The sequence below is a fragment of the Streptomyces sp. NPDC051214 genome, assembly GCF_040682375.1.
Lineage (GTDB): Bacteria > Actinomycetota > Actinomycetes > Streptomycetales > Streptomycetaceae > Streptomyces.
The window spans coordinates 732194-755075 of record NZ_JBFBAT010000002.1 but is presented as its reverse complement, the minus strand read 5'-3'; the positions used below and the strand labels follow the sequence as shown (position 1 = coordinate 755075).

General features: G+C 71.0%; 25 protein-coding genes and 1 tRNA gene. 18 read left to right on the top strand and 8 right to left on the bottom strand.

Annotated elements, in window-relative coordinates; all coding sequences use genetic code 11:
• Positions 1-472 precede the first annotated feature (472 nt).
• Together proP and AB0M70_RS07760 are read left to right on the top strand one after the other, a co-directional pair.
• Entirely contained in the window at positions 473-1933 is a 1461-nt protein-coding gene (gene proP, locus AB0M70_RS07765; RefSeq protein ID WP_365817404.1) for a glycine betaine/L-proline transporter ProP, read from the top strand.
• A gap of 70 nt (positions 1934-2003) precedes the next feature.
• A complete protein-coding gene (locus AB0M70_RS07760) occupies positions 2004-2672 on the top strand; it encodes an O-methyltransferase (RefSeq protein WP_365817402.1) in 669 nt (222 codons plus the stop codon).
• 40 nt (positions 2673-2712) lie between these two features.
• Here the strand turns inward: AB0M70_RS07760 and AB0M70_RS07755 are convergent, their stop codons facing one another.
• Positions 2713-3105 (bottom strand): hypothetical protein, encoded by a 393-nt coding sequence (locus AB0M70_RS07755; RefSeq protein WP_365817400.1) that lies wholly within the window; start codon positions 3103-3105, stop codon positions 2713-2715.
• Positions 3106-3220: 115 nt separating this feature from the next.
• Here AB0M70_RS07755 and AB0M70_RS07750 point away from each other — a divergent pair, with 115 nt between their 5' ends.
• The 5 genes from AB0M70_RS07750 (at position 3221) to AB0M70_RS07730 (ending at position 5899) form a co-directional block, all read left to right on the top strand.
• Positions 3221-3634, top strand: a complete 414-nt coding sequence (locus AB0M70_RS07750) for a DUF1992 domain-containing protein (protein WP_365817398.1) — start codon at positions 3221-3223, stop codon at positions 3632-3634.
• A 6-nt stretch (positions 3635-3640) separates the two neighbouring features.
• Positions 3641-4120, top strand: coding sequence for a hypothetical protein (locus AB0M70_RS07745; protein ID WP_365817396.1), 480 nt, complete (start codon positions 3641-3643; stop codon positions 4118-4120).
• 70 nt (positions 4121-4190) lie between these two features.
• Positions 4191-4520: an antibiotic biosynthesis monooxygenase gene (locus AB0M70_RS07740; RefSeq protein WP_365817394.1), complete on the top strand. Its 330-nt coding sequence runs from the start codon at positions 4191-4193 to the stop codon at positions 4518-4520.
• A gap of 100 nt (positions 4521-4620) precedes the next feature.
• Entirely contained in the window at positions 4621-5259 is a 639-nt protein-coding gene (locus AB0M70_RS07735; protein ID WP_365817392.1) for a LysE family translocator, read from the top strand.
• 76 nt (positions 5260-5335) lie between these two features.
• Positions 5336-5899, top strand: a complete 564-nt coding sequence (locus AB0M70_RS07730) for a GNAT family N-acetyltransferase (RefSeq protein ID WP_365817390.1) — start codon at positions 5336-5338, stop codon at positions 5897-5899.
• Positions 5900-5959: 60 nt separating this feature from the next.
• Here the strand turns inward: AB0M70_RS07730 and AB0M70_RS07725 are convergent, their stop codons facing one another.
• A complete protein-coding gene (locus tag AB0M70_RS07725) occupies positions 5960-8035 on the bottom strand; it encodes an MDR family MFS transporter (protein WP_365817388.1) in 2076 nt (691 codons plus the stop codon).
• Between the two features lie 133 nt (positions 8036-8168).
• Between AB0M70_RS07725 and AB0M70_RS07720 the strand changes: the two genes are divergently transcribed.
• Positions 8169-9164, top strand: coding sequence for a peptidoglycan-binding domain-containing protein (locus AB0M70_RS07720; RefSeq protein ID WP_365817386.1), 996 nt, complete (start codon positions 8169-8171; stop codon positions 9162-9164).
• Between the two features lie 138 nt (positions 9165-9302).
• Here the strand turns inward: AB0M70_RS07720 and AB0M70_RS07715 are convergent, their stop codons facing one another.
• Both AB0M70_RS07715 and AB0M70_RS07710 read right to left on the bottom strand, forming a co-directional pair.
• Entirely contained in the window at positions 9303-9968 is a 666-nt protein-coding gene (locus tag AB0M70_RS07715) for an HAD-IA family hydrolase (protein WP_365817383.1), read from the bottom strand.
• A gap of 221 nt (positions 9969-10189) precedes the next feature.
• Positions 10190-10768 (bottom strand): TMEM165/GDT1 family protein, encoded by a 579-nt coding sequence (locus AB0M70_RS07710; RefSeq protein WP_363208477.1) that lies wholly within the window; start codon positions 10766-10768, stop codon positions 10190-10192.
• A 486-nt stretch (positions 10769-11254) separates the two neighbouring features.
• Between AB0M70_RS07710 and AB0M70_RS07705 the strand changes: the two genes are divergently transcribed.
• The 4 genes from AB0M70_RS07705 (at position 11255) to AB0M70_RS07690 (ending at position 16525) form a co-directional block, all read left to right on the top strand.
• Positions 11255-11902 (top strand): HNH endonuclease family protein, encoded by a 648-nt coding sequence (locus AB0M70_RS07705; protein ID WP_365817381.1) that lies wholly within the window; start codon positions 11255-11257, stop codon positions 11900-11902.
• Between the two features lie 178 nt (positions 11903-12080).
• On the top strand, positions 12081-13796 hold the full coding sequence (locus tag AB0M70_RS07700; RefSeq protein WP_365817379.1) for an alkaline phosphatase D family protein: 1716 nt from the start codon (positions 12081-12083) through the stop codon (positions 13794-13796).
• Positions 13797-14021: 225 nt separating this feature from the next.
• Positions 14022-16013 carry an FAD/NAD(P)-binding protein gene (locus AB0M70_RS07695; protein ID WP_365817377.1) on the top strand — a complete coding sequence of 664 codons (1992 nt, stop codon included), beginning with the start codon at positions 14022-14024 and terminating at the stop codon, positions 16011-16013.
• Positions 16014-16075: 62 nt separating this feature from the next.
• On the top strand, positions 16076-16525 hold the full coding sequence (locus AB0M70_RS07690) for a DoxX family protein (RefSeq protein WP_365817375.1): 450 nt from the start codon (positions 16076-16078) through the stop codon (positions 16523-16525).
• A gap of 129 nt (positions 16526-16654) precedes the next feature.
• On the opposite strand, the gene AB0M70_RS07685 is transcribed toward AB0M70_RS07690, so the two are convergent.
• Positions 16655-17221 (bottom strand): superoxide dismutase family protein, encoded by a 567-nt coding sequence (locus AB0M70_RS07685; RefSeq protein ID WP_365817373.1) that lies wholly within the window; start codon positions 17219-17221, stop codon positions 16655-16657.
• Positions 17222-17479: 258 nt separating this feature from the next.
• Between AB0M70_RS07685 and AB0M70_RS07680 the strand changes: the two genes are divergently transcribed.
• Positions 17480-18148, top strand: coding sequence for a VTT domain-containing protein (locus AB0M70_RS07680; RefSeq protein WP_365817370.1), 669 nt, complete (start codon positions 17480-17482; stop codon positions 18146-18148).
• On the opposite strand, the gene AB0M70_RS07675 is transcribed toward AB0M70_RS07680, so the two are convergent.
• Positions 18145-18402, bottom strand: coding sequence for a DUF2277 domain-containing protein (locus tag AB0M70_RS07675; protein WP_365817368.1), 258 nt, complete (start codon positions 18400-18402; stop codon positions 18145-18147). The genes AB0M70_RS07680 and AB0M70_RS07675 overlap by 4 nt on opposite strands.
• Positions 18403-18531: 129 nt before the next feature.
• Here AB0M70_RS07675 and AB0M70_RS07670 point away from each other — a divergent pair, with 129 nt between their 5' ends.
• Both AB0M70_RS07670 and AB0M70_RS07665 read left to right on the top strand, forming a co-directional pair.
• Positions 18532-18879, top strand: a complete 348-nt coding sequence (locus AB0M70_RS07670; protein ID WP_365817366.1) for a hypothetical protein — start codon at positions 18532-18534, stop codon at positions 18877-18879.
• Positions 18880-18919: 40 nt separating this feature from the next.
• The gene (locus AB0M70_RS07665; RefSeq protein ID WP_363208486.1) at positions 18920-19225 is read left to right on the top strand and encodes a hypothetical protein; all 306 of its coding nucleotides are present in this window, start codon (positions 18920-18922) and stop codon (positions 19223-19225) included.
• A gap of 82 nt (positions 19226-19307) precedes the next feature.
• Here AB0M70_RS07665 and AB0M70_RS07660 read toward each other — a convergent pair whose 3' ends face one another.
• A complete protein-coding gene (locus AB0M70_RS07660; protein ID WP_365817364.1) occupies positions 19308-19592 on the bottom strand; it encodes a hypothetical protein in 285 nt (94 codons plus the stop codon).
• Between the two features lie 245 nt (positions 19593-19837).
• On the opposite strand from AB0M70_RS07660, the gene AB0M70_RS07655 reads away from it, so the two are divergent.
• Both AB0M70_RS07655 and AB0M70_RS07650 read left to right on the top strand, forming a co-directional pair.
• Positions 19838-20209 carry a cupin domain-containing protein gene (locus AB0M70_RS07655; RefSeq protein ID WP_365817362.1) on the top strand — a complete coding sequence of 124 codons (372 nt, stop codon included), beginning with the start codon at positions 19838-19840 and terminating at the stop codon, positions 20207-20209.
• Between the two features lie 242 nt (positions 20210-20451).
• A complete protein-coding gene (locus tag AB0M70_RS07650; RefSeq protein ID WP_365817360.1) occupies positions 20452-20958 on the top strand; it encodes a response regulator in 507 nt (168 codons plus the stop codon).
• 111 nt (positions 20959-21069) lie between these two features.
• On the opposite strand, the gene AB0M70_RS07645 is transcribed toward AB0M70_RS07650, so the two are convergent.
• Positions 21070-21141, bottom strand: a tRNA-Val gene (locus tag AB0M70_RS07645).
• Between the two features lie 410 nt (positions 21142-21551).
• Between AB0M70_RS07645 and AB0M70_RS07640 the strand changes: the two genes are divergently transcribed.
• Entirely contained in the window at positions 21552-22868 is a 1317-nt protein-coding gene (locus AB0M70_RS07640; protein WP_365817615.1) for a hypothetical protein, read from the top strand.
• The last annotated feature ends 14 nt before the right edge of the window (positions 22869-22882 follow it).

Sequence of the window (22882 nt, the reverse complement as noted above, 5' to 3'; positions counted from 1 at the left end):
TCGTCGTCTCTGTTCGGTCCCAACGTCCGGTCGGTCCCGTGAGTTCTCCGTCGGCCCCGAGGTGTGCGGTCGGACCCGAAGGGCTCGCGCCCTCTGGTGAGACGCGCGACACCCCCATTTCACCTGGCAGCCACACCGCTTTCTACCGGCTTTCGCGCAGACTTCCCAACCAGCCCGCTTTGTCCGTTCGACGACCAGATCTCCACAGACCGTCCCTCTCACATCCATGGAACAACGCCCCGGCCCCCTGCGCGCGGTTCCTTGCGTGCGCCGCGACATAGATCACAAGTACGCCTTCCGGTCACCGCCGGGGGTAGATCCATTCGCCCTGCATAGCGCCACATTCCGGACAGTATGCGGCTGACCGGGCACCGAACGTAATGGTGCCGTCTACACCTATGGTCGCTTGCGGGCCGCCCCTCGCCGGGCGGCCCTGTCCTTGTCGTCAACCGAGAGGCAGGCGAGCGAACCCTTGCCGGCAGCCGCATCCGTCGCACCCGTTCCCCCGCAGACCTCGCGCACGCAGGCCCCTCCGTCCGGCCCGGCCCCGTCGGGCACCCCGTCGGACGCCCCCTCGGACGCCCAGCAGGAGGTCACGGTCGTCGACCCGGCGCTGGTCAAGCGGGCAGTGAAGGCGGCGGCGCTCGGCAACGCGATGGAGTGGTTCGACTTCGGCGTCTACAGCTACATCGCCGTGACGCTCGGCAAGGTCTTCTTCCCCTCGGGCAACCCCACGGCCCAGCTGCTCTCCACCTTCGGCGCCTTCGCGGCGGCCTTCCTGATCCGCCCGCTGGGCGGCATGGTCTTCGGCCCGCTCGGTGACCGCATCGGCCGCCAGAAGATCCTCGCGCTCACCATGATCATGATGGCCGCGGGCACGTTCGCGATCGGCCTGATCCCGTCGTACGCGACGATCGGCGTGGGCGCCCCGATCCTGCTCCTGCTCGCCCGCCTGGTGCAGGGCTTCTCGACGGGCGGCGAGTACGCGGGTGCCTCCACCTTCATCGCCGAGTACGCCCCCGACAAGAAGCGCGGCTTCCTCGGCAGCTGGCTCGAGTTCGGCACCCTCGCGGGCTACATCGGCGGCGCGGGCCTGGTCACCCTGATGACGGCCCTCCTCTCCACCGACGACCTCCTCTCCTGGGGCTGGCGCATCCCGTTCCTGATCGCGGGTCCGATGGGTCTGATCGGCCTGTACCTGCGGATGAAGCTGGAGGAGACCCCGGCGTTCGCCGCGGAGCTCGCCAAGGCGCACAAGGACGAGCAGTCACGCCCGAAGGTGCGGCTGCGCGAGATGGTGACGGGCCAGTGGAAGGCCCTCCTCCTCTGCATGGGCCTGGTCCTGGTCTTCAACGTCACGGACTACATGCTGCTCTCGTACATGCCGAGCTATCTGACGAGCGAGCTGAAGTACGACGAGACGCACGGGCTGCTCGTCGTGCTCGCCGTGATGGCGCTGATGATGTGCGTCCAGCCGTTCGCGGGCGCGCTGACCGACCGGGTGGGCCGCCGCCCCGTGATCGCGGCAGGCTGCGTGGGCTTCCTGCTCCTGTCCGTCCCCGCCCTGCTCCTGATCCGCCAGGGGTCGCTCTGGGCGATCGGTCTCGGCATGGCGGCACTCGGCCTGCTCCTGGTCTGCTTCACGGCCTCGATGCCGTCGACGCTCCCCGCCCTCTTCCCGACCAAGGTCCGCTACGGCTCGCTCTCCATCGGCTTCAACATCTCCGTCTCGATCTTCGGAGGCACGACACCGCTGGTGGTGACGGCGCTGATCGGAGCGACGGGAAACATGATGATGCCCGCGTACTACATGATGGCGGCGGCCGTGGTGGGCGGCATCGCGGTCTGGTTCATGACGGAAAGCGCGGGCCGCCCGTTGCCGGGGTCGGGGCCGGCGATTGAGGGGGGTTCGGCGGAGGCGAGTCCCCGCTGACAATCGACCCCGCCCTCCACTAACATCGTTAGCGAACCTAAAGAGTGCCGATCGCCCCGGAAAGGCCCCCATGCCCCAGCAGCAATGGACCGCGGTGGACACCTACTTCGCCGACCTCCTCACCCCCGCCGACGAGGCGCTCGCCGCGGCCCTGCACGACAGCGACGCCGCAGGCCTGCCGCAGATCAGCGTCGCGCCGAACCAGGGCAAGCTGCTCCAGCTCCTCGCCCAGATCCAGGGCGCACACCGCATCCTGGAGATCGGCACCCTCGGCGGCTACAGCACCATCTGGCTGGCCCGCGCCCTGCCCGCGGACGGCCACCTGATCACCCTGGAGTACTCCCCGGCCCACGCCGACGTGGCCCGCGGCAACCTCGCCCGCGCCGGCCTCGACAAGCTCACCGAGGTCCGGGTGGGCCCGGCACTCGACTCGCTCGCCGCGCTCGTGGCCGAGGAGGCGGCCCCCTTCGACCTGGTCTTCATCGACGCCGACAAGGTCAACAACCCGCGCTACGTGGAGTGGTCGCTCAAGCTCACCCGCCCCGGCAGCCTCATCATCGTCGACAACGTCGTACGGAGCGGCGCGGTGGCCGACGCGGACAGCACCGACCCCGGCGTGCGGGGCACCCGCGAGGCGCTGCAACTCATCGCCGATCACCCGAAGTTGACCGGGACGGCCTTGCAGACGGTGGGCACGAAGGGCTACGACGGCCTGGCCCTGGCCCGAGTACTGGACTGAGCCCTCACCCACCACCCGGCGGCCGACCCACCAACCGGCCTCAACCCTCCACAAAGAACCCGACGTTCACACTGCGAGGCCCGGCCCGGTCCTGGATGACGACATCACCGGACCCCTCCCTGGGCAGCGGAGCCGTCCCCCCGTACTCAAGGGGCGCCGGCACCCCGCCCACACTGAGCCGCACCTCCGATGCGGGCTCGGGATGCGACCCACGCACCCACGTCACGGTCCAGGCCCCGTCGGGCCCGCAGCGGAACTCCAGATGCGTGCGCGAGACGAACAGCCAGTCGTCCGGCGGCACAAGACGGCACACCCCACGATCGCGCCCCACCCGCAGCACGGAACCCGGCGCGCTCGGGGCGTCAGCCATGAGCATGCCCGCGGTCGCCCCCTCGTCCGCCCCGGCCATCGAGGCCATGGTCAGCTCCAGCACGTACGCTCCCCCAGCTCTCGGCGTCCAGAAAGCGCGACGGCCGCACACGCCCCCGCGCCGCCGCATCCTATGGCGCACCTCACGTGACCGCACGGTCGCCTGGAACAATGGACGCATGACTGAACGGAAACCACCTGAGGTCAGCTTCGAGTCGTGGATCGACAAACAGATCCGCGAGACCGAGGAGCGGGGCGACTTCGCCACCCTGAAGGGCCGCGGCAAGCCGCTGCCGGCAGAACTGAACACCACGTCACACGACGAGCAGTGGTGGATCAAGCAGAAGATGGCCCGCGAGGGCCTCTCCCACCTCCCCCCGACGCTCGCCCTGCGCAAGGAGGCCGAGGACGTCCTGGCCGCGGCGCCGGACGCCCCCTCCGAACAAGCCGCCCGCAAGCTCGTGACAGACCTCAACACCAAGATCACCGAGGCCCTGCGCCGGCCACCCCCGGGCCCGCCCCTGGGCCTGAAGCCGTTCGACGTGGACGAGATGGCCCAAGCCTGGCGCGCCCGCCACCCGGCCGGAAGCTAGGCCGACATGAATCGCCGCACCCGCGCATCCGCGACCCTCGCCTCCGCCGCCCTGGCCGCGACACTCGCGGCAGCGGCGCTACTGACGGCATGCGACTCCACGGCCACAGCCTCCGGCGACACCACGACCCTAAAACAGGCTGCCCGCACGGCAGTTAAGTCCTACGTGGAGGCACTCAACACCCGCGACGCGGACCACCTGATCGAGGTGGGCGGCGTCCCCGACGACTCCCGCGCCCGCAACGAGGCCCGCCGAATCCTCGCCGACAAGGGCGGCCGCGACCTCTCGGTCACGAAAATCCAGGTCGACCTCGACATGGGCCCGGACGTCGGCTCGGCAGAACTGACGGCACAAGAGAAGTCCGGCAAAAGCGTGCACGACACCTTCAGCATGGTGCGCACGAACGGCGCATGGCACCTCACGATCTTCACCGACCGCCCAACCGCACCCGACAAGCCAACGTCCTCGAGGTCCTCCACGCACTGACCGCCTAAGACGCAGCGGACGCGACACCCCGCCCCCTCGATCCGCGGCGCCCCTGCGGCAGGATGACCCCATGAGCATCGTCAAGATCAACGTGCTGACCGTTCCCGCCGAGCAGCGGGAAACCCTGGAGAAGCGCTTCGCGTCCCGCGCCGGCGCCGTCGAGAACTCGGACGGCTTCGAATGGTTCGAGCTGCTCCGCCCCATCGAAGGGACCGACGACTACCTCGTCTACACGCGCTGGCGTGACGAGGAGTCCTTCCAGGCGTGGATGGAGGGCCCGATGAAGGCCGCGCACCAGGGCGGCGGCGCCGCAGCCGGCGGAGAGCGCCCCAAGCCCGCGTCGAGCAGTGCCGCCGTATGGTCGTTCGAGGTCGTCCAGCAGGCCGCGCCCAAGGGTTAGCGGGCGCTCCCGGAGGCCGCGCCCCGAGGCTCACGGTCGGGCGGTGGGGCAAGGGGAAAAGCGGTACCGGCCCGCGCCCGGCCCGTGGTGCCATGAGGGCATGATGTCCTCCGACCGGATACTCGCCTTCGCCGCCATGTCGTTTCTGCTCATCGTGATTCCCGGGCCCAGCGTCCTGTTCGTGATCGGGCGGGCGCTGGCGCAGGGGCGCCGGGCCGCGCTGACCTCCGTGGTGGGGAACACGATCGGTGCGTACGTGCTCGTGGTCGCCGTCGCCCTCGGGGTCGGCACCGTCGTGGAGCGCTCCGTCGTCGTGTTCACGGCGCTGAAGCTGCTGGGCGCCGCGTACCTGGTGTATCTGGGGGTCAAGGCGGTCCGCCAACGCGGCTCGCTGCACGCCGCGTTCACCGGCGAGGCCCCCGCCCACAGTGGGCTCCGTACGTTGTGGGAGGGGTTCGCCGTCGGTGTGGCCAACCCCAAGACCATCGTCTTCTTCGCCGCCGTGCTGCCGCAGTTCGTCGACCGCGAGCAGGGGCACGTCATGCTGCAGATGCTGCTGCTCGGCCTGGTCTTCAACGCCATCGCCCTGGCGTCCGACAGCGTGTGGGGTCTGGTCGCGGCCACCGCGCGCGGCTGGTTCGCGCACTCGCCGCGGCGCCTCTCGACCGTCGGCGGCGTCGGCGGGCTCACCATGATCGGGCTCGGCGTCAGCATCGCCGCCACCGGGCGCAAGGACTGACCACCCCGGCCAAGCCGCCCCACCCCGCCCCTAATTCGCTTGCGGGGCACGGCAGTCGCGTCCCGACAATGGCCCCATGACCACCCGCATCGCGCACAGCACCCCGGACACCGCCTCCTGGACCATCGCCCCCGAGGCCGTCGACTCCCCCGTCGCCGCCGCACTCTGGCGCGCGTACTACACCGAGGTGAGCGACCGGTACTACCTCCTCCACGAAGGGCGCAGGACCGACCCCGGAGAGCTGGAACGCGAGGTCGCGGCGGAGACCGGCGACGACCTGCGCCCGCCCACCGGCACACTCCTTGTCGCCCGGTACGGAGGTGAGCCCGCGGGTACGGCCGGAGTGCGCCTCACGGACGATCTGCGGGAACTACCCGGCCCTCCCACCGCCGAGCTCAAGCGCGTCTTCGTCCGCGAGGACATGCGCGGCAAGGGCGGCGCCGCGCTCCTCCTCGCCGCCGCCGAGGACGCCGCCCGCGCGCTCGGCGCCGAGCGCATCGTCCTCGACACCCGCCTCGACCTCGTCGAGGCCAGGGCGCTCTACGCCCGGCACGGCTACGAGGAGAGCGAGCCGCTCACCGAGCGGATGTACGCCGAGTGCTGGTACGCGAAGAAGCTGGATGCGAAGAAACTGACCTGAACCGGCGCACCAGTCTGACCTGACCCGCACGCGGACGTGAGAGCGAGGTGGCGGCGCCGCTCAGGCCGCCACCCCGCGCCGTGGTGGCCTGCCGTTGTGCGGCTGTTCGGCGTCGGAGCCGCACATCTCGGCGCCGAGCTCCTCGACGAGCTTGACCAGGTCGGTGGGCCGGTCGGGTCCCCACCAGTCGCCGAGCAGCTCGGCCAGGGACTCCTCGCGGGCCCTTGCGAGCCTGGCGACCACTGCCCGGCCCTCGTCGGTCAGCGTCAGGCCCATGCCCTGGCGTCGGGCGAGCCCGCGCTCCTCGACCTGGCGGGACGCCGCCGTGATCACGGACAGGGGCACGGTGGTGCGCTCGGCGAGCCTCGCCGGTTCGACGTGGCCGTGGCGGCTGATCCGCAGCAGGAGCCAGCTGGCGCCGGGCAGCAGGTCGTAGCCCGCGCGCTCGGTGATGCGTACGTAGATCTCGCGACGGCCCTCCCGCGTGCCGAGGACGGAGAGTGCCCGCGCCACCTCGTCGTACGACGAACGCTCGACGGGATTGCTGGCGAGCGTCTGCGTCGGATCAGGTGCCGTGACCGAGCCGCGCAGCTTGTCCTCGCGCAGGAACCAGGCCAGGACGAAGGCGACGAGGGCCACCGGCGCCGCGTACAGGAAGACGTCCGTGATGGACGAGGCGTACGCGTGGACGACGCCGGGCCGCACCGCCGCCGGGAGTTCGGCGATGTTGCGCGGGTCCGCCTTGAGGGAGTCCGCGCTGACGCCGGGCGGCAGTTGCTGCCCCGCCACGGCGTCGTCCAGCTTGGTGACGAGCCGGTTGGCGAAGATCGTGCCGAAGATGGCGACTCCGAACGAGGCTCCGATGGAGCGGAAGAACGTCGCGCCGGACGTGGCGACGCCCAGATCCCCGTACGGGACGGCGTTCTGCACGATCAACACCAGGACCTGCATGACCAGGCCGAGCCCGAAGCCGAAGACGAAGAAGTAGGCGCTCATCTCGCCCGTGCCGCTGTTCTCGTTCAGCTGGTGCAGGAGGAGCAGGCCCAGGGCCGTGATGCCGGTGCCCGCGACCGGGAACACCTTCCAGCGGCCCGTACGGCTGACGATCTGGCCGGACGCGGTCGACGAGATCAGCATGCCGATCACCATCGGCAGCATGTGCACGCCCGACATCGTCGGCGAGACACCCTGGACGACCTGCAGGAACGTCGGCAGATAGGTCATCGCGCCGAACATCGCGAAGCCGACCACGAAGCTGATGATCGCGGAGAGCGTGAACGTCCTGACCCGGAACAGTTTCATCGGGATGACCGGTTCGGCCGCCCTGCGCTCGATGGCCACGAAGGCCGCGGCGAGCACGACGCCGAGCACGGCGAGCACGATGATCTGCGGCGATCCCCAGCCCCAGGTGGTGCCGCCGAGCGAGGCGACGAGGACCAGGCAGGTGGCGACGGCCGCGATCAGGAAGGTGCCGAGGTAGTCGATGACGTGCTTCGTCGAGCGCACCGGGATGTGCAGGGCCGCGGCGATGACGATGAGCGCGACGACACCGATCGGGAGGTTGACGTAGAAGACCCAGCGCCAGCTGAGATGCTCGGTGAAGAGGCCGCCGAGCAGCGGCCCGAGGACGCTCGTCGCGCCGAAGACCGCACCGAACAGGCCCTGATATTTGCCGCGTTCGCGCGGCGAGACGATGTCACCGACGATCGCCATCGACAGGACCATCAGACCGCCGCCGCCGATTCCCTGGAGCGCGCGGAAGCCGATGAGCTGCGGCATGTTCTGCGCCATGCCGCAGAGCGCCGAGCTGACCAGGAAGATCACGATGGCCAGCTGGAACAGCCTCTTGCGGCCGTACTGGTCGCCGAGCTTGCCCCAGAGCGGCGTCGCGGCCGTCGCGGCGAGCAGATACGCGGTGACGACCCAGGAGAGGTGTTCCATGCCGCCGAGCTCGCTGACGATGGTGGGCAGCGCGGTCGAGACGATGGTCTGGTCGAGGGCGGCGAGCAGCATGCCGAGCAGCAGCGCACCGATGGAGACCAGTACGCCGCCGTGCGCGTGCTCGTCCGGTGGCCCGGGGACGGGAACGGGATCTGGCTCCGGCCCCTCGGGGCGGGCGCTGACGTCCTGCGTCATGGACACCTCCTGAGGACTCCCGCGTGTCCTGCGAGGGCTCTCCCTCTCCATCCTGGTCCGTGTGACCCGTTATGGCCTGTTGAAGCCTGGGTCTGCATAATCGCTGGAGTTCTCTAGGGGTGGGGTACGAAGAGTGAGCAGCACGGAAAGACGTCCGGACGGCGGGCCCGGGGACGACCGGGAGGACCGGCGGTGTCCTGAATGCGGTGCGTCGCGCGCACCGGGCACCGCGCCTGCCTGCGGCTGTACGGAACGGGCCGCGGACGCGGCGCGTGACGCGAGGTCCGCGGACGCGGCCGCGGCGGAGGACTTCGATCCGCTGCGGATCCGTCCGTACGTGACGTTGCCGGAGCCCGGCCTCGCGGAGGAGCCGGCGCCGGAGCCCGGCCCGGTCCCCGCCCAGGCTCTCCCGCCGGAGGCCGCGGCTCCGCCACGCTCGGCGGACGTGGGGCTGTTCGCGCGGGGCGAGGGCGGGACCCTCTCAGCACCGGAAACGGACGACGCCCCGCCTCCTCCGCCGTACGACGCCGGACCGGCGCCGCGGCGCGGGCGTGCGGGCTTGTACGCGGCCGTGAGCGCCGTGGTGGCGGTGGTGGCCGTGGCGGTGCTCGCCGCGGTACTGCTCTCGCCCGACAAGCCGCAGCGGGAGCAGGCCCTGCCGGACGTGCCGACCCGCCCGGTGACCGGCCCGTCCGAGTCCACCTCGAAGGCACCACGACCCACGACGCCGTCCGCGGGCCCCTCGGCGTCCCCGTCCACATCCCCGTCATCGTCCGCCTCACCCAAGGCGAGCCCGTCCCCCACGCCGTCGCACTCGGCCTCGCCGAAGCCGCGGTCCACGCGCCCGCCGAGCCGCTCGACGGCACGGGCGACGGGCTCGGTGGAACCGGCGGAACCCAAGGCCGACCGCGTCCTGCGCCGCGGCGACAGGGGCGCGGAGGTCGCGGAACTCCAGGAACGCCTGCAACAGCTGTACCTCTACATGGACGAGCCGGACGGCACGTACGACAGCCAGGTGGAAGACGCGGTGGCCCGCTACCAGTACGCCCGCGCGACGCACGGCGACGGCAGGGGGGTCTACGGGGAGGAGACGCGGGCGGCATTGGAGGCGGAGACGAGGGAGCCGTAGGGCGGAAACAAAAAGCGCCCCGCACCACAAGGGTGCAAGGCGCCGAAGCCCGCAGCCAACAGCCGCACAGCCGAGCGGAAGCAGCAGGCCAACCAAAGGCCGAAGGCCAAAGACCGACGACCAAAGACCGACCGATGCTCAGCCGAAGCTGAGCCGCATCCCGCCGCCCTCGACCGGCTCCACCCGTACCTCCGTCAGGTCGGCGACATGCACGGTGGGCCCGAACTCCCCGGCCCGGGGGCCGATCCCCACGACCCGCATGCCTGCCGCGAGCCCCGCGGCTATCCCCGCGCCGGAGTCCTCGAACACGACGCAGTCGGCGGGGTCGAAGCCCAGCTCGGCGGCGCCCTTGAGGAACCCCTCGGGGTCGGGCTTGCTCGCGCTGACGCTCTCCGCGGTGATCCGCGCGGCCGGCAGCGGCAGCCCGGCCGCGGCCATCCGCCCGTTGGACAGGGGCACGTCGGCGGACGTCACGAGCGCGTGCGGAAGCCCCTCCAGGGAGGCCAGGAAGGCCGCGGCGCCCGGCACCGGGACGACGCCCTCCATGTCGGCGGTCTCGGCGGCCAGCATCTCGCGGTTCTCCGCGTAGTTCTCCTCCATGGGCCGCTCCGGCAGCAGCACCGCCATCGAGGCGTACCCCTGGCGTCCGTGGACGACCTTGATGACCTCGTCGAAGTCGAGCCCGTGCCGCTCGGACCAGCGCCGCCAGCAGCGCTCGACCACCGCGTCGGAGTTGACGAGGGTCCCGTCCATGTCCAGAAGGAGAGCCCGGGCGGTCAGAACAGAGGCGGTCTCAGCCGTCATCGGCGTACTCCAGAGCACAGAGGGAGGTGCAGAGATGTCGCGGGGAAAGAATCAAGGCAGCTCCGCCCGCCGGTCAGGGAACACGGGCGGAGCCACTTTGTTTCTCCACGATACAAAAAGGGGCCAGCAGACGCCAGCACCGCAGGTCACACCCCTTGCAGGGCCCCCCAGCCCCGGGGCACCCGGATCGCGTCGGCAGCTCAGGCAATCGAGCGGGCAGCTCAGGCAATCGCCTCGTACAGGCTCCACACCCCGAGCCCCAGCATCAGCAGCGCCGCGATCTTGGTGATGAGCGACAGCGGCACGCGCTTCATCAGCGCCTTTCCGCCGACGATGCCGAGCCCGGCCACCGCCCACAGCGCGAGCACCGCGCCGAGGCCCACGGAGAGCGGATCGTCGTACCGCGCGGCCAGGTTCGCGGTCATGATCTGCGTCAGGTCACCGAACTCCGCGACCAGGATCAGCATGAACCCCGCGCCGGAGACCTTCCAGAAGCTCTGGTCCTTGGGCTCACGGACCTCTTCCTCGTCCTCGCCGCCCTTCAGGAGCAGCATCGCCGCCCCGCCGAGGAAGAGGACGCCGGTGAGCGCGTGAAGCAGTTGCTGCGGCAGGAGCGTCAGCACGCTGCCCGCCGCCACGGCGAGCACGACATGGACGACGAAGGCGGCCGCGACCCCGGCGAAGACGTACGAGGCGCGGTAGCGCGTCCCGAGGACGAGCCCGGCCAGCGCTGTCTTGTCCGGGAGTTCGGCAAGGAAGACGACGCCGAAGACGAGCGCCGTCACGCTGATGCTGATCAAGGTTCCTCAATCGGTCGGGGCTGCCCCACCGAGAGCCATCTGTACCTCACGTACGACACCTCGGCACGGCAGCACACACGGACGTACACGGTCATGTACGTCGGGCACTGCTTGCCGAAGGTCTCGCTGGCCGACCCGGTCCATGGCGGTACACCGCATGGAACGACGGGGTCTGCCTCCGGGCGCCGGCTCAGGCGAGCTGAGCAGTATGTCGACGGTCCGGCGAAGAGCTACTCCCCTTCTGCGCCATCCATCGTACGGGACGTACGAACACCCCGGACCAGGGCCTTTCGACCCCCCGGCATGTGATCCAGGTCACCCGACCCAACTCCCGTACGTGTGAATGCACATGACACAGCGCCAGAACTCTTGAACTGACCACCTGATTGACGCGACCCTGTCACTCGACGCACATCCACAGGAAACCCCACCGCGTCAGCATGGCCGCCTCACCGGCCAACATCCCCCCACATCAAGGGAGTTCGCATGTCCGCTGTCTACGCGCGTCGACGTCTCGCCACGATCACCGCCCTGACCGCTTTCACCTCCGCGGCGGCCCTCCTCACCGGCGCGCCCGCCCAGGCCGCTCCCCCGGCGCCGGTCTCCGCCGCCACCGCCCGCACCTACCTGGGCCAGCTCACCGAGAAGGCCGAGGGCTCGTCCGACGGCTACAGCCGCGAGAAATTCCCGCACTGGAGCACCCAGTCCGGCGCCTGCAACACCCGCGAGGTCGTCCTCAAGCGCGACGGCACGAACGTCCAGCAGGACTCCAGCTGCGCGGCCACGTCCGGCACCTGGAAGTCCCCGTATGACGGCGGCACCTGGACGGCCGCCTCTGACGTCGACATCGACCACGTGGTCCCGCTCTCCGAGGCCTGGAAGTCCGGCGCGAGCGGCTGGACCACCGCCAAGCGGGAAGGTTTCGCCAACGATCTCAGCCGCCCCCAGCTGATCGCCGTCACCGACAACGTCAACCAGAGCAAGGGCGACCAGGACCCGGCGGAGTGGATGCCGCCCACCACGTCGTACCACTGCTACTACGCCCGGATGTGGGTGGACGTGAAGCACCACTACGGCCTGACGGTGAACGCGGCGGAGAAGACCAAGCTGGCGTCGGTCCTCAACGGCTGCTGAGACCGGCTGCTGGGATCGGCTGCTGAGACCGGCTGCTGCGACCACGGGAGATCTCGGGAAACCACCGGCTCGCATGAGCGGTGAGGTCACCGGCCTGTAACCAGCGGGAATCCCCGGAACCTCCCCACCGGCCTCCGTCGTTCCGTACCGTACGGGGCGACGGAGGAGAGTGATCATCGTGGCACGGCTGCGCCTGGGTCCGCTGCTGAGGTATGTCGACGGTTCGACGGCGACGGTCTGGGTCGAGGCCGACCGTCCCTGCACCGCCGAGGTGCGGTGCGCCGACGGCGCCAAGGGCACGGCGAACACGTTCCAGATCGCGGGCCATCACTACGCGCTCATCCCGGTCACCGGGCTGCGGCCGGGCACGGAGACCGCGTACGAGGTGCGGCTCGGCGACAGCGGCGCCCCGGTGTGGCCGCTGCCGGACTCGCCCTTCCCGCCGAGCACCATCCGCACGCCGGGCGACGGCACAGGCGAGGGGGGCGGCAACGACGAGGCACTCCGGGTCACCTTCGGGTCCTGCCGCTGGGCCGCCCCGCCGAGCGACGAGCACGATCCCGTCGGGCCCGACGCCCTCGACACCCTCGCCGCCCGCATCGCCACCGGCACGCCCGCCGACCGCCCGGACGTCCTGCTCCTCCTGGGCGACCAGGTGTACGCGGACAACACCTCCGAGGCGACGCGGCGCTGGCTCGCGGCCCGCAGGAACCTGGCCGACCCGCCGGGCGACCAGGTCGCGGACTACGAGGAGTACACCCACCTCTACTACGAATCGTGGCTCGACCCCGAGGTGCGGTGGCTGCTGTCCACCGTGCCCAGCTGCATGATCTTCGACGACCACGACGTCATAGACGACTGGAACACCAGCGAGGCCTGGCTCGCCGAGATGCGCGCGACACCCTGGTGGCGGGAGCGCGTGCTGAGCGGGCTCATGTCGTACTGGGTCTACCAGCACATCGGCAACCTGCCGCCCGCCGAGCTCGAACGCGACGAGCTGTACGCCACGCTGCGCTCGACGCCCGACGGCACGGACGCGCTGCGCGCCTTCGCCTCCGCGTCGGACGCCGATCCCGGGGCGACCCGGTGGAGCTACCGCCGGGACTTCGGCCGCGTACGCCTGCTCATGATCGACACACGGGCGGCGCGTGTCCTGGACGAGCAGAACCGCGCGATGATCGACCCGGAGGAGGCCCGCTGGCTGCGCCAGCAGGCGCTGGACGGTGTGGGCGGCGCAAGTGGCATGGGCGGTGAAGGCGGCTCGGGCAGCACGGGTGGTGGCTACGACCACCTTCTGATCGGCACGTCGCTGCCCTGGCTCCTGCCGCACCTCATCCATGACGCCGAGGGCTGGAACGCCGCGCTGTGCCGTGGCGAGCGCGGCGCGCGCTGGGCCCGCTTCGGCGAGAACCTGCGCAGGCGTTCGGACCTGGAGCACTGGGCGGCGTTCCCCGCGTCCTTCGACGCGCTGACGTCCCTGATCGCCGAGGCGGGCACGGGGCCCGGCGCCCCGGCGACGGTGTGCGTGCTCTCCGGCGACGTCCACCACGCGTACATCGCGGAACCCACGTGGCCGGACGGCGGCGGCCCCGAATCCCGCGTCCTGCAGCTGACGTGTTCCCCCGTCCACAACTCCATCCCCGCGTCGATAAAGCTGGGCTTCCACTTCGGCTGGAGCAGGGTGGGGCGGGCGCTGGGCCGTCGCTTCGTACGTCACGGCCGTTCGGCACCAGCGGCCATCAACTGGCGCAAGACGGGCGGGCCCTGGTTCGGCAACCAGCTCATGACGCTGACCTTGCGGGGCCGCTCGGCGCACGTACGCCTGGACCAGGCGCAGGTGGTGAAGGGCGTCGGCACCCACCTGAAGACGACCCAGGAGTCACAGCTTTCGTGACGCGGAGGACGCACCTTTATTTTCCATAACCCCTCATAGGGCACCGGCGCTTCACACACCTCACGTGACACAGGACACACCCGCCCGGTGATCCTCCGCTGCGGGGTTCGCCTTGCGGTGCCGCGGCGGCATGATGAGGCGGACCGTCCGCTTCCACCGCCCCCAACACCCCACAGATCCCCCACATCCCCCCACCGCCCCCTGCAATGCCCGGGAGTCACGCCTTTGTCCGCACCATCCGCATCGGCCGCACCGGACCACGACGTCGCAGGCCCAGTCGCAGACCCAGCCTCAGTCGCAGTCGCCGTCGTCGGCGCGGGGCCCCGCGGGACGAGTGTCCTCGAGCGCCTCTGTGCCTCGGCGGCCGAACTGCTGCCGCCGGGGGCACGGCTGACGGTTCACGTCGTCGACCCCTCGCCCCCGGGACCGGGACGCGTCTGGCGGACCGCCCAGCCGCCCGAGCTGCTCATGAACACGGTCGCCTCCCAGGTGACCCTCTTCACCGACGAGAGCGTCGACTGCGCCGGACCGATCCGGCCGGGGCCGAGCCTGTACGCGTGGGCCGCCGCCGGGCACGCGCCGGGACTCGGCCCTGACGACTACCCGACGCGCGCCTGCTACGGCCGCTATCTGGAGTGGGTCTTCGCCGAAACCCTGCGCGCCGCCCCCGGGTCGGTCCGGGTCGAGGTGCACGCGGCACGCGCTGTGCGGCTCGACGGACCGAGCGACGGCCCGCAGTCCCTCGTGCTCGACAGCGGCCGCGCACTCTCCGGGCTCAGCGCCGTCGTCCTCGCCCAGGGGCACCTCCCCGCGGTGGGCGACAGCGCGCAGGAACAGTTCGCCGCGCACGCCGCGCGGCACGGCCTGCGCCACATACCGCCGGCCAACCCCGCCGACGTGGACCTCTCGGCCATCGCCCCCGGCGAGCACGTCCTGCTGCGTGGGCTCGGCCTCAACTTCTTCGACCACATGGCGCTCCTGACGCAGGCACGCGGCGGACGCTTCGTACCAGCGCCAGGGGGCGGGCTGCGCTATCAGCCCTCGGGGCACGAGCCGAAGCTGTACGCGGGGTCGCGGCGCGGCATCCCGTACCAGGCGCGCGGCGACAACGCGAAGGGCCCGTACGGACGGCATGAGCCGCTCGTCCTGACCCCCGACGTCATAGCCCGGTTCCGCAAGCGCGCGGACAGCGGCGACGCCCCGGACTTCCTCGACGAGATATGGCCGCTGGTCGCCAAGGAGGTCGAGACGGTCTACTACGCCGCCCTCGTCCATCCCGCCGGGCGCGGCGAGGAGTTCCGGAACGCCTTCCTCGCGGCGCCGCACCGCAGCCCTCAAGAAGAGCTGACACTGGCCGAGTTCGGGGTCCCCGAGGCCGCGCGCTGGTCCTGGGACCGCCTCGCGCAGCCGCATTCCGGCCGTAATTTCCGTTCCCCGGACGACTTCCGCGCCTGGCTGCTCGCGTATCTGCGCGAGGACACCGCGCAGGCCGCGCTCGGCAATGTCGCGAGCCCGCTGAAGTCCGCCCTGGACGTGCTGCGCGACCTGCGCAACGAACTCCGCCTGATCCTCGACCACGGCGGCCTGTCCGGTATCTCGCGCCGCGAGCACCTGGACCGCTGGTACACACCGCTCAACGCCTACCTCTCGATCGGCCCGCCCCGGCGCCGCATCGAGGAGCTGACCGCGCTCATCGAGGCGGGCGTCGTCGAGGTGCTGGGCCCGCGTCTCGATGTGCGCCCCACCGCGGACGGGGCGTATCTCGCGCACTCCCCCGACGTACCGGGGTCGGCTGTGTCCGTCACCACAGTGATCGAGGCCCGGCTTCCCGAACCCGACGTGCGGCGCACCGCGGACGAACTGCTCGGGCAGCTCCTGCGGACGGGGCAGTGCCGCGCCCACGTCGTCGACGGCCACGAAACCGGAGGCGTCGACGTCACTCCCCGCCCCTATCACCTGATTGATCGTCAAGGCCGTTCACACGCACGGAGGTTCGCGTTCGGGGTGCCCACCGAGGGTGTGCACTGGGTGACGGCGGCCGGGGCCCGGCCGGGCGTCGACTCGGTGACCTTGTCGGACGCGGACGCGGTGGCGCGGGCCGTACTGCGGACGGCGGCGGGCGTCGCGAGGATCCCGTCGGCGCGGGGAGTGATCCCGTCCGCGGGGGAAGTGGAATCGCCCGAATGGCCAGATGTTGAACTTGCAAGCATTGATTAGGTTCACCTAACCTTGGGCCTCCACTCGGTTACCGTCCCCAAAAACCGAAGGAGTCCCCCACCATGACTGGACGTCTCAACAGCGCCCAGCCCTACGCCCTCGGGCTTTTCCGCATCGTCATCGGCCTGCTCTTCGCCTGCCACGGCGCCGCCTCGCTCTTCGGAGTGCTCGGTGGCGCGATGGGCGGCGGCACGGTCGACGCGGGCACCTGGCCCGGCTGGTACGCGGCCGTCATCCAGCTGATCGGCGGCGGCCTGGTCGCCCTCGGCCTCGGCACCCGCGCCGCCGCGTTCATCTCGTCGGGCTCGATGGCGTACGCCTACTTCAAGGTGCACCAGCCGGAGGCCCTGTGGCCGATGCAGAACGGCGGCGAGGCCTCCGCGATCTTCTGCTGGGCCATGCTTCTGCTCGTCTTCACCGGCTCGGGCGCGCTCGGCCTCGACCGGCTCTTCGCCGCGCGCGGCGAGAGCGCGGACAAGGGCGCCCCGGAGCGGACCCCGGTGGCCGCCTGACGCGGACGCGCGCTCAGGCGCACCTGCGCAAAAAACGGCGCCCCCTTCCTCGTACGCGTACGAGGAAGGGGGCGCCGTCGCACGGTCAGACCCCGTCACGCCCCGAGGACCGTCGGGTCCCCGATGGCGTCAGTGGGTGGGAAGGAACGGCACCGTGAAGCACGCCACCCGCTCCCCCGCGCCGCCCCGCTCGCGGTGCAGCACGACGGACCTGGCCTCGCCCGGCCGGAACTCCCAGTCATGGCGGGCCGTCGCCGTGCCCGAGCCGTCCGTGCCCGAGGTGAAGTCCAGCCACACCTCGTTCTCCGCGTTCACGTAGGCCGGGTCCTCGGAAGGCTGGACCGGGTCCTTGCGGTGCTGGTAGTGCCCGCCCGCCGCTTCGGGGTCGACGCCGCACGGCTTCTGGTGGACGTGCGCGCCGTACGCATGGCCAGGCTGCATTCCCTTCACCCGGAGCGTGACCGACATGTCGTTCGGCCTGCCGCTCTGCTCGATCTCGATCTGGGACCCGGCGGGGACCAGCTTCGTGTCGTAGGTGACCGCCCACACGTACATGGAGGCCGCGGGCGGCGCGAACCGCCCCCCGACCTTCATCTCGTAAAAGGGCGCACCCTCGCCGGCCGCGCCTCCGCCGACGCCACCGCCCGCTGCGAGCACCGCCGTGGCCACGGCCCCGGCGAGCATTCCTGCCACCATCGCCCCGCTCCTTCCGTACCGTCCGCCGACCTGCCGGTCGCTTGAGTTGGTGATGATGTTGGTACGGGACTTCGGCGTCGTATGCCCCATCGGGGGCGGCAGCCGGGTGAACGTGAGGTAGCGAACATATGAGCCCCCCGTGGATCTCCGCGGGAGAGCGCGGCGTACGCTGTACAGCTGTCACCAAGCCGCCCCTGCCGCTCCCCCGCGACGTCGCGGCAGGCAAGTCGTCGGCCGGGGAGTTACGGGGAATTTTCGGTGCTTGAGAATCTGGGCTCACTGACCAGCAGCCCGTGGATCTACGCGGTGGTCGCGCTCTCCGTGCTCTTCGACATCGTCGTGCCCGTGCTGCCGAGCGGCGTCCTGGTCATCACGGCGGCCACGGCGGCCGCCGCGGCGGGCACCAGCGCGCAGAGCGTGCCGCACGCGGTCCCCGACATCCTGCTCCTGCTGCTCTGCGCGGCCACCGCCTCGGTCCTCGGCGACCTGGCCGTATACCGCCTGGCCTGGCGCGGCAACGAACGTCTGGGCCGCGCCATCGCCCGCTCGCGCCGCCTCACCACCGCGCAGGAGCGACTCGGCACGGCACTCTCCCGGGGTGGCGGCGCCTTGGTCGTCATCGCGCGCTTCGCCCCCGCGGGCCGCTCGATCGTCTCGCTCGCGGCAGGAGCCGCACACCGCAAGGTGCGCGAGTTCCTGCCCTGGTCGGCCCTCGCGGGCGTGGCCTGGGCCGGGTACAGCGTCGCGCTCGGCTACTTCGGCGCGCAGTGGCTCGGCGCGACGTGGCTGGCCACGGGCGTCTCCCTGCTCGCGCTGTTCGCGGCGGGCGCGGGGGCGGCGTTCCTGGTCCGCCGGCCGCGTACCGCGACGGGCGCGGGCCCGGCGGGCACGCCTGGTACGGCAACCGCGGCGACCGCGGCGAACTAGGCCGCCGGGGCTTCCTCGGACGCCTGCTCGGCGGCCCGCGGTTTGCCTCCGCGCACCTCGAGCCCGGCGAGCAGCTCGGCGGTGGCTTCGGCGACCGCGTCCACGGCACGGTCGAAGACCTCGCGGTTGTGCGCGGCCGGGGCACGGAACCCCGAGACCTTGCGCACGTACTGGAGCGCTGCGGCCCGGACCTCCTCCTCGGTGGCGTCCTCGGGGATGGCGGGCGGACGGAGCGTCTTGATGCTGCGGCACATGCTTACAGCTTGCCGCGAGTGAGCCGCGCACGGGAAGTCGTGCCGGACGTCGTGTCCACAGCCGTGCCGGAAGTCGTGTCGCTACGGAAGCGCTCGCACTCGTAATTCGAACAGGAGTAGCATTACGGGGTGCCTGCAACCCCTGCATACGACTTTCCGGACGACCTCCTCGCGGGTCAGGAGGAACTGCACCAGGTCCGGGCCGAGCTCCTGGCCCTGCTGAAGCGGCTCCCCTGGTCGGTCACGCCCCTCGACGGCTTCAGCGACGACCACGGCTGGCGGAAGGTGGAGCGCCCGGCCTCCCCCGGCTGGACCCCGGACGAACAGGCGGAGGTCGAGAAACTCCGGGCCCGGGAGCGGGAGTTGGCGGTGTTTGTCACTTGTCACCGCTTCTGGGAACAGGTGACGGGACCCGACGCGGTGGCGGCGCGCGCACGGCTCAAACACATCCACGAGAAAGTCATTGACACCGGGTGACGGCGGGCGTTGACTCCCCCTACGCCGAGGAGGTGCTGCCATGAATTTCTGGTTGGTCGTCCTGCTCCTTGCACTGGTCGGCCTGGGTTTCAGTCAGCCACTTCTGTGGCTGGCCGCTGCGGCGCTCGTCTTCTTCATGGTCCAGCAGTACGACCGCGGGGGCTCAGGCAAGAGCAGCAGCGGAAGCGGCGCGGGCGCGGCCCCTGGTGCCGGAGGAGGCGGTGGGGGCGGGGGTGGCGGAGGCGGCGGCTTCCCCAAGACCTACCGCGACTACCGCATCCGCAAGGAACGCCAGGAGCGCTGGGACCGCAGGTACAAGCGCACACACCCGGGTTCCGGCCGCTGAACGGGCGGTCGCCAGCGGGTGACCGCCCCCACCAATGCGACGTCACCGCCCACCGCCGTTCCCTACTGCGCGCCGCCCCGCCTCAGCCTCCGAGCGGCGCCCCGACGGGAAGCCCTCCGAGCGGCGCGGCCGGCAGCCCCCCGAGCAGCGCGACGGCGCTCTGCGCCACGCCCTGCGCCGCGTTGTCGACCGGGGACGTGAGAGCCGAGGGGTTGTTCGCCCGCAGCTCCCCGGTGGCCGGGTCGACGGCGACCTGGTCGAGGGGGTTCTTGACGTCCTCCACAACCGACGCGCCGTGCGCGGCGGAGGCCGTCCCCAGAGCGAGCCCGACACCGAGGAGACCGGCGGTGGCCTTGGCGATCTTCATGAGATGAATCCTTTCCGGCGAGGGCCCCACACAGGCCATGCCGAACCCTTCAACTCACCCAAGATCCCCGAAGTTCTGTACGACCACCCGATCGATCGGGCGGCAACCTCGAAGTGGCGCCCTCCGGTCCGCGGGCGGACGATGGAAGGAAAGGGGTCGGCTGGTGATGACGTCGGCCGTGGGCCCCGCGGCGGCTCCGACTGACTCCGGTACGTGTGGGCAGGGCCCGGACGGAGGAAGTTGTCATGATCGAGGTCAAGGCGGTCGAAAAGCCGGACGAGCGACGCGATTTCCCGCGCGGACACCTCGAAGCCGTACATCTCACAGGACTCGACTTCGCCGTGGGCACCTTCGAGCCCGGCTGGCGCTGGTCCGAATCCGTCGCCCCGCTCGCGGGCACCGAGAGCTGCCAGATCCACCACAACGCCTATGTCGTCGCGGGGCGGATGCACGTCCGCATGGACGACGGGGGCGAGGCCGAGGTCGGACCGGGTGACGTCTTCGTGTGCCCGCCCGGCCACGACGCCTGGGTGGTCGGCGAGGAGCAGGTCGTGGTGTACGACTTCGCGGGAGGCATGGCCCAGGAGTACGCGAAGGCAGGGGGCAACCAGCCGTAGCGCAAAAGCATTAGCCGTTTTGCGAAAGCACCGGCTGAATCGTCAGGCCGTCCGGCTCCGTCGCGTTCCGATGCCGTCCGCGCCCGCCTCAACGCGGGCGCAGGCGGCATCCGTTGATGCTGCCGGGACTTCCGGTGCTTCTGTTGCCGCCGTCCTGAACTCAGGTTTAGCCCTGCGGTAACGAAGGGACTCTCCAACTCGACTTCGGCATAACGTGGTTGTTGAGAGAGGGGGCCCCATCCATGCAGAGCCGATCCGTGATCCTCGTCGTCGATGACCACAAAGACACCCTGTTCGCGCTGGAGAGCGCGCTGGCCCCTCTCGGCTATCCGCTGGTGAGCGCCACCAACGGCGACGACGCGCTCAGAGTGGTGCTGCGCGGGGACGTCGGGCTCATCCTGCTCGATGTGCGCATGCCGGGCGTGAGCGGCCTCGACGTCGTGCGCTACGTACGGCGCCTGGACCAGACACGCGCCATACCCATCGTCCTGCTGACCGGTTTCGACGTCAGCCGCGAGGTCGCTGCGGCCGCCTTCCTGCTCGGCGTGGCCGACGTGGCCCTCAAGCCCATCGACCCGCTGACGCTGCGCACCAAGGTCCGCTACCTCTTCGACACCTACGAGCAGCTGAAGGCCATGCGGCAGGAGATCGAGGAACTCCAGGCCCAGTTGAGGGCCGGAACGGTCAAACCGACGAACGACAGCCACTCGGAGCCCGGCTGGACACCCAGCCCCCAGGTCGAGACCTGACGCGCCAGGGCCCCGCGCACGACGCCCCAGACCCCCGCACACGAAAACCGGCCCCCCACCCGATCGAGGGGTGGAAGGCCGGTCCTGCCGCTTGCCTGCACGGCGTCACTGTGGGCGCGGACGGTTTCGAACCGCCGACATCTGCCTTGTAAGGGCAGCGCTCTACCGCTGAGCTACGCGCCCGGGATGTTTCGACAGCCTACCTTGACTGTGGCCCGGGGCCGCAAACCCGTACGGGAGCGGCTCCCCGGCCGGTGGGGGCATGATGTTTCCGCCCTCACCGGCAGTGATGCAACGCCCCAGGTGTCCGCCCGCAGCGAAGACGGCAAAGTCTCGGTGCGCAGCGCGAACTAACAGGCCCGTGTGTTCGTCATTAACCGGTGGGAGAATGTGACACCGGGCAAGGCGGATGACAGCACGGGAGAGGGATAGTGACGGCGACACCTTCGCAGCCGTACACACCGGACACGTCGAGTGGATCAGCACTGCCTGACGAGGATGTACGTCGCTGCGGGAGCGTGCGGCCTCGTTCCCGCCCCGCACCTGGCTCCCGCCCCGCACCTCGTTCCCGCCCCGGTGTCCGCCCGAGCCCTCTGCGCGACGCGGTGGCGCTCGCCCTCCTGCCTCTCCCCCTTCTCGCCCTCGCCCTCCCCGCTGCCTTCGCGGGCGGCGGCACCCGGCGGTGGTTCGGCGGGCGCGGGGAGAGCGTGCGGGCCGACGCACAGGCCGCCAAGGACGCGGCGGCCGCGGCGTTCTACGAGCTGGACACCGCCCAGCGGGACCTGCGCATCTCCATCGAGACCATCGTCGCCGTCGACTCCACGCCCGCCGCCCGGCGTGCCGTGTCCGACTTCGAGGCCATCGGGCGGCGCATCGACGAGGCGAGCCACCAGTACATCAGCGCGGTGGACGCCCATGATCTCGACCGCGACGACCTGGAGGTCTCCGTCGCCGCCCGTGCGCGGACCGAGCTCACCGAGGCCAAGGCCGAGCTGGACAAGGCCAAGCAGGACCTGGACCGGTTCCAGCAGGGGCTCGGCCCGTTGCTCGACAAGGCGGAGACCCAGCTCGCCCGGCTCGCCCCGGCCGTCGAGCGCGCCCGCCAGACCCTCCTCGCCGCCAGCAACGCCCTCGACGCCGTGCGAGGCGCCGGGCTCAAGGCCGACGATCTCGCCGCCCGTCTGGCCGCCCTCGGGCCCGAGCTGACCAAGCTCAACCAAGGAGCGGGACAGCACGGCGTGCCCCAGACGCTGCAGCGCGCCGACCGTGTCCTGCGGGACGCCGAAGCCGTGCGGGCCGAGGCCGAGCGGCTGCCCGAGCGTGCCGCCGAGATAGACCGCCGCCTGGTCTCGCTGCGTACGCGCGCGCAGGCCCTCACCACCCGCAGCGGCCAGGTCGAGCCGGTCCTCAGCGAGCTGCGGCGGCGCTTCACCGTCGCCTGCTGGCAGGACCTCCAGCGCGTGCCGGACCAGGCCGCCGAGAATGTGCGCCAGGCCGAGATCAAGCTCGAGGAAGCCCGTCAGGCGCGCGACGAGCAGCGCTGGCCGGACGCCACCTCCCTGCTCTCGACGGTCCGCGCGCTGCTGAACTCGACGGACGAGGCGGTCTCGGCCGCCGGCGACCGGCTGCACCGGCTGAACGCGGTGGCGAAGGACCCCCAGCAGGAGATCGAGCGCACCCGCTTCGCGATCCGCGACGCCCAGCGCCTGGCCATGGCGGGGCGCCAGACCCCGGAGCAGCGGCACGCCCGCCCGCTGGACGAGTCCGTCGCCCGCCTGGACCGCGCGGTGGCCTCCCTGGAGGGGCGCCACCCGGACTACTGGCATTTTTTGACCGAGACCGAAGGCGTGCGGCAGGCGGTGGGCCGCGTGGTCACCCAGATCAGGGAGGAGCGCGGACAAGGGGCCTGAGGCCCAAGGCGGGC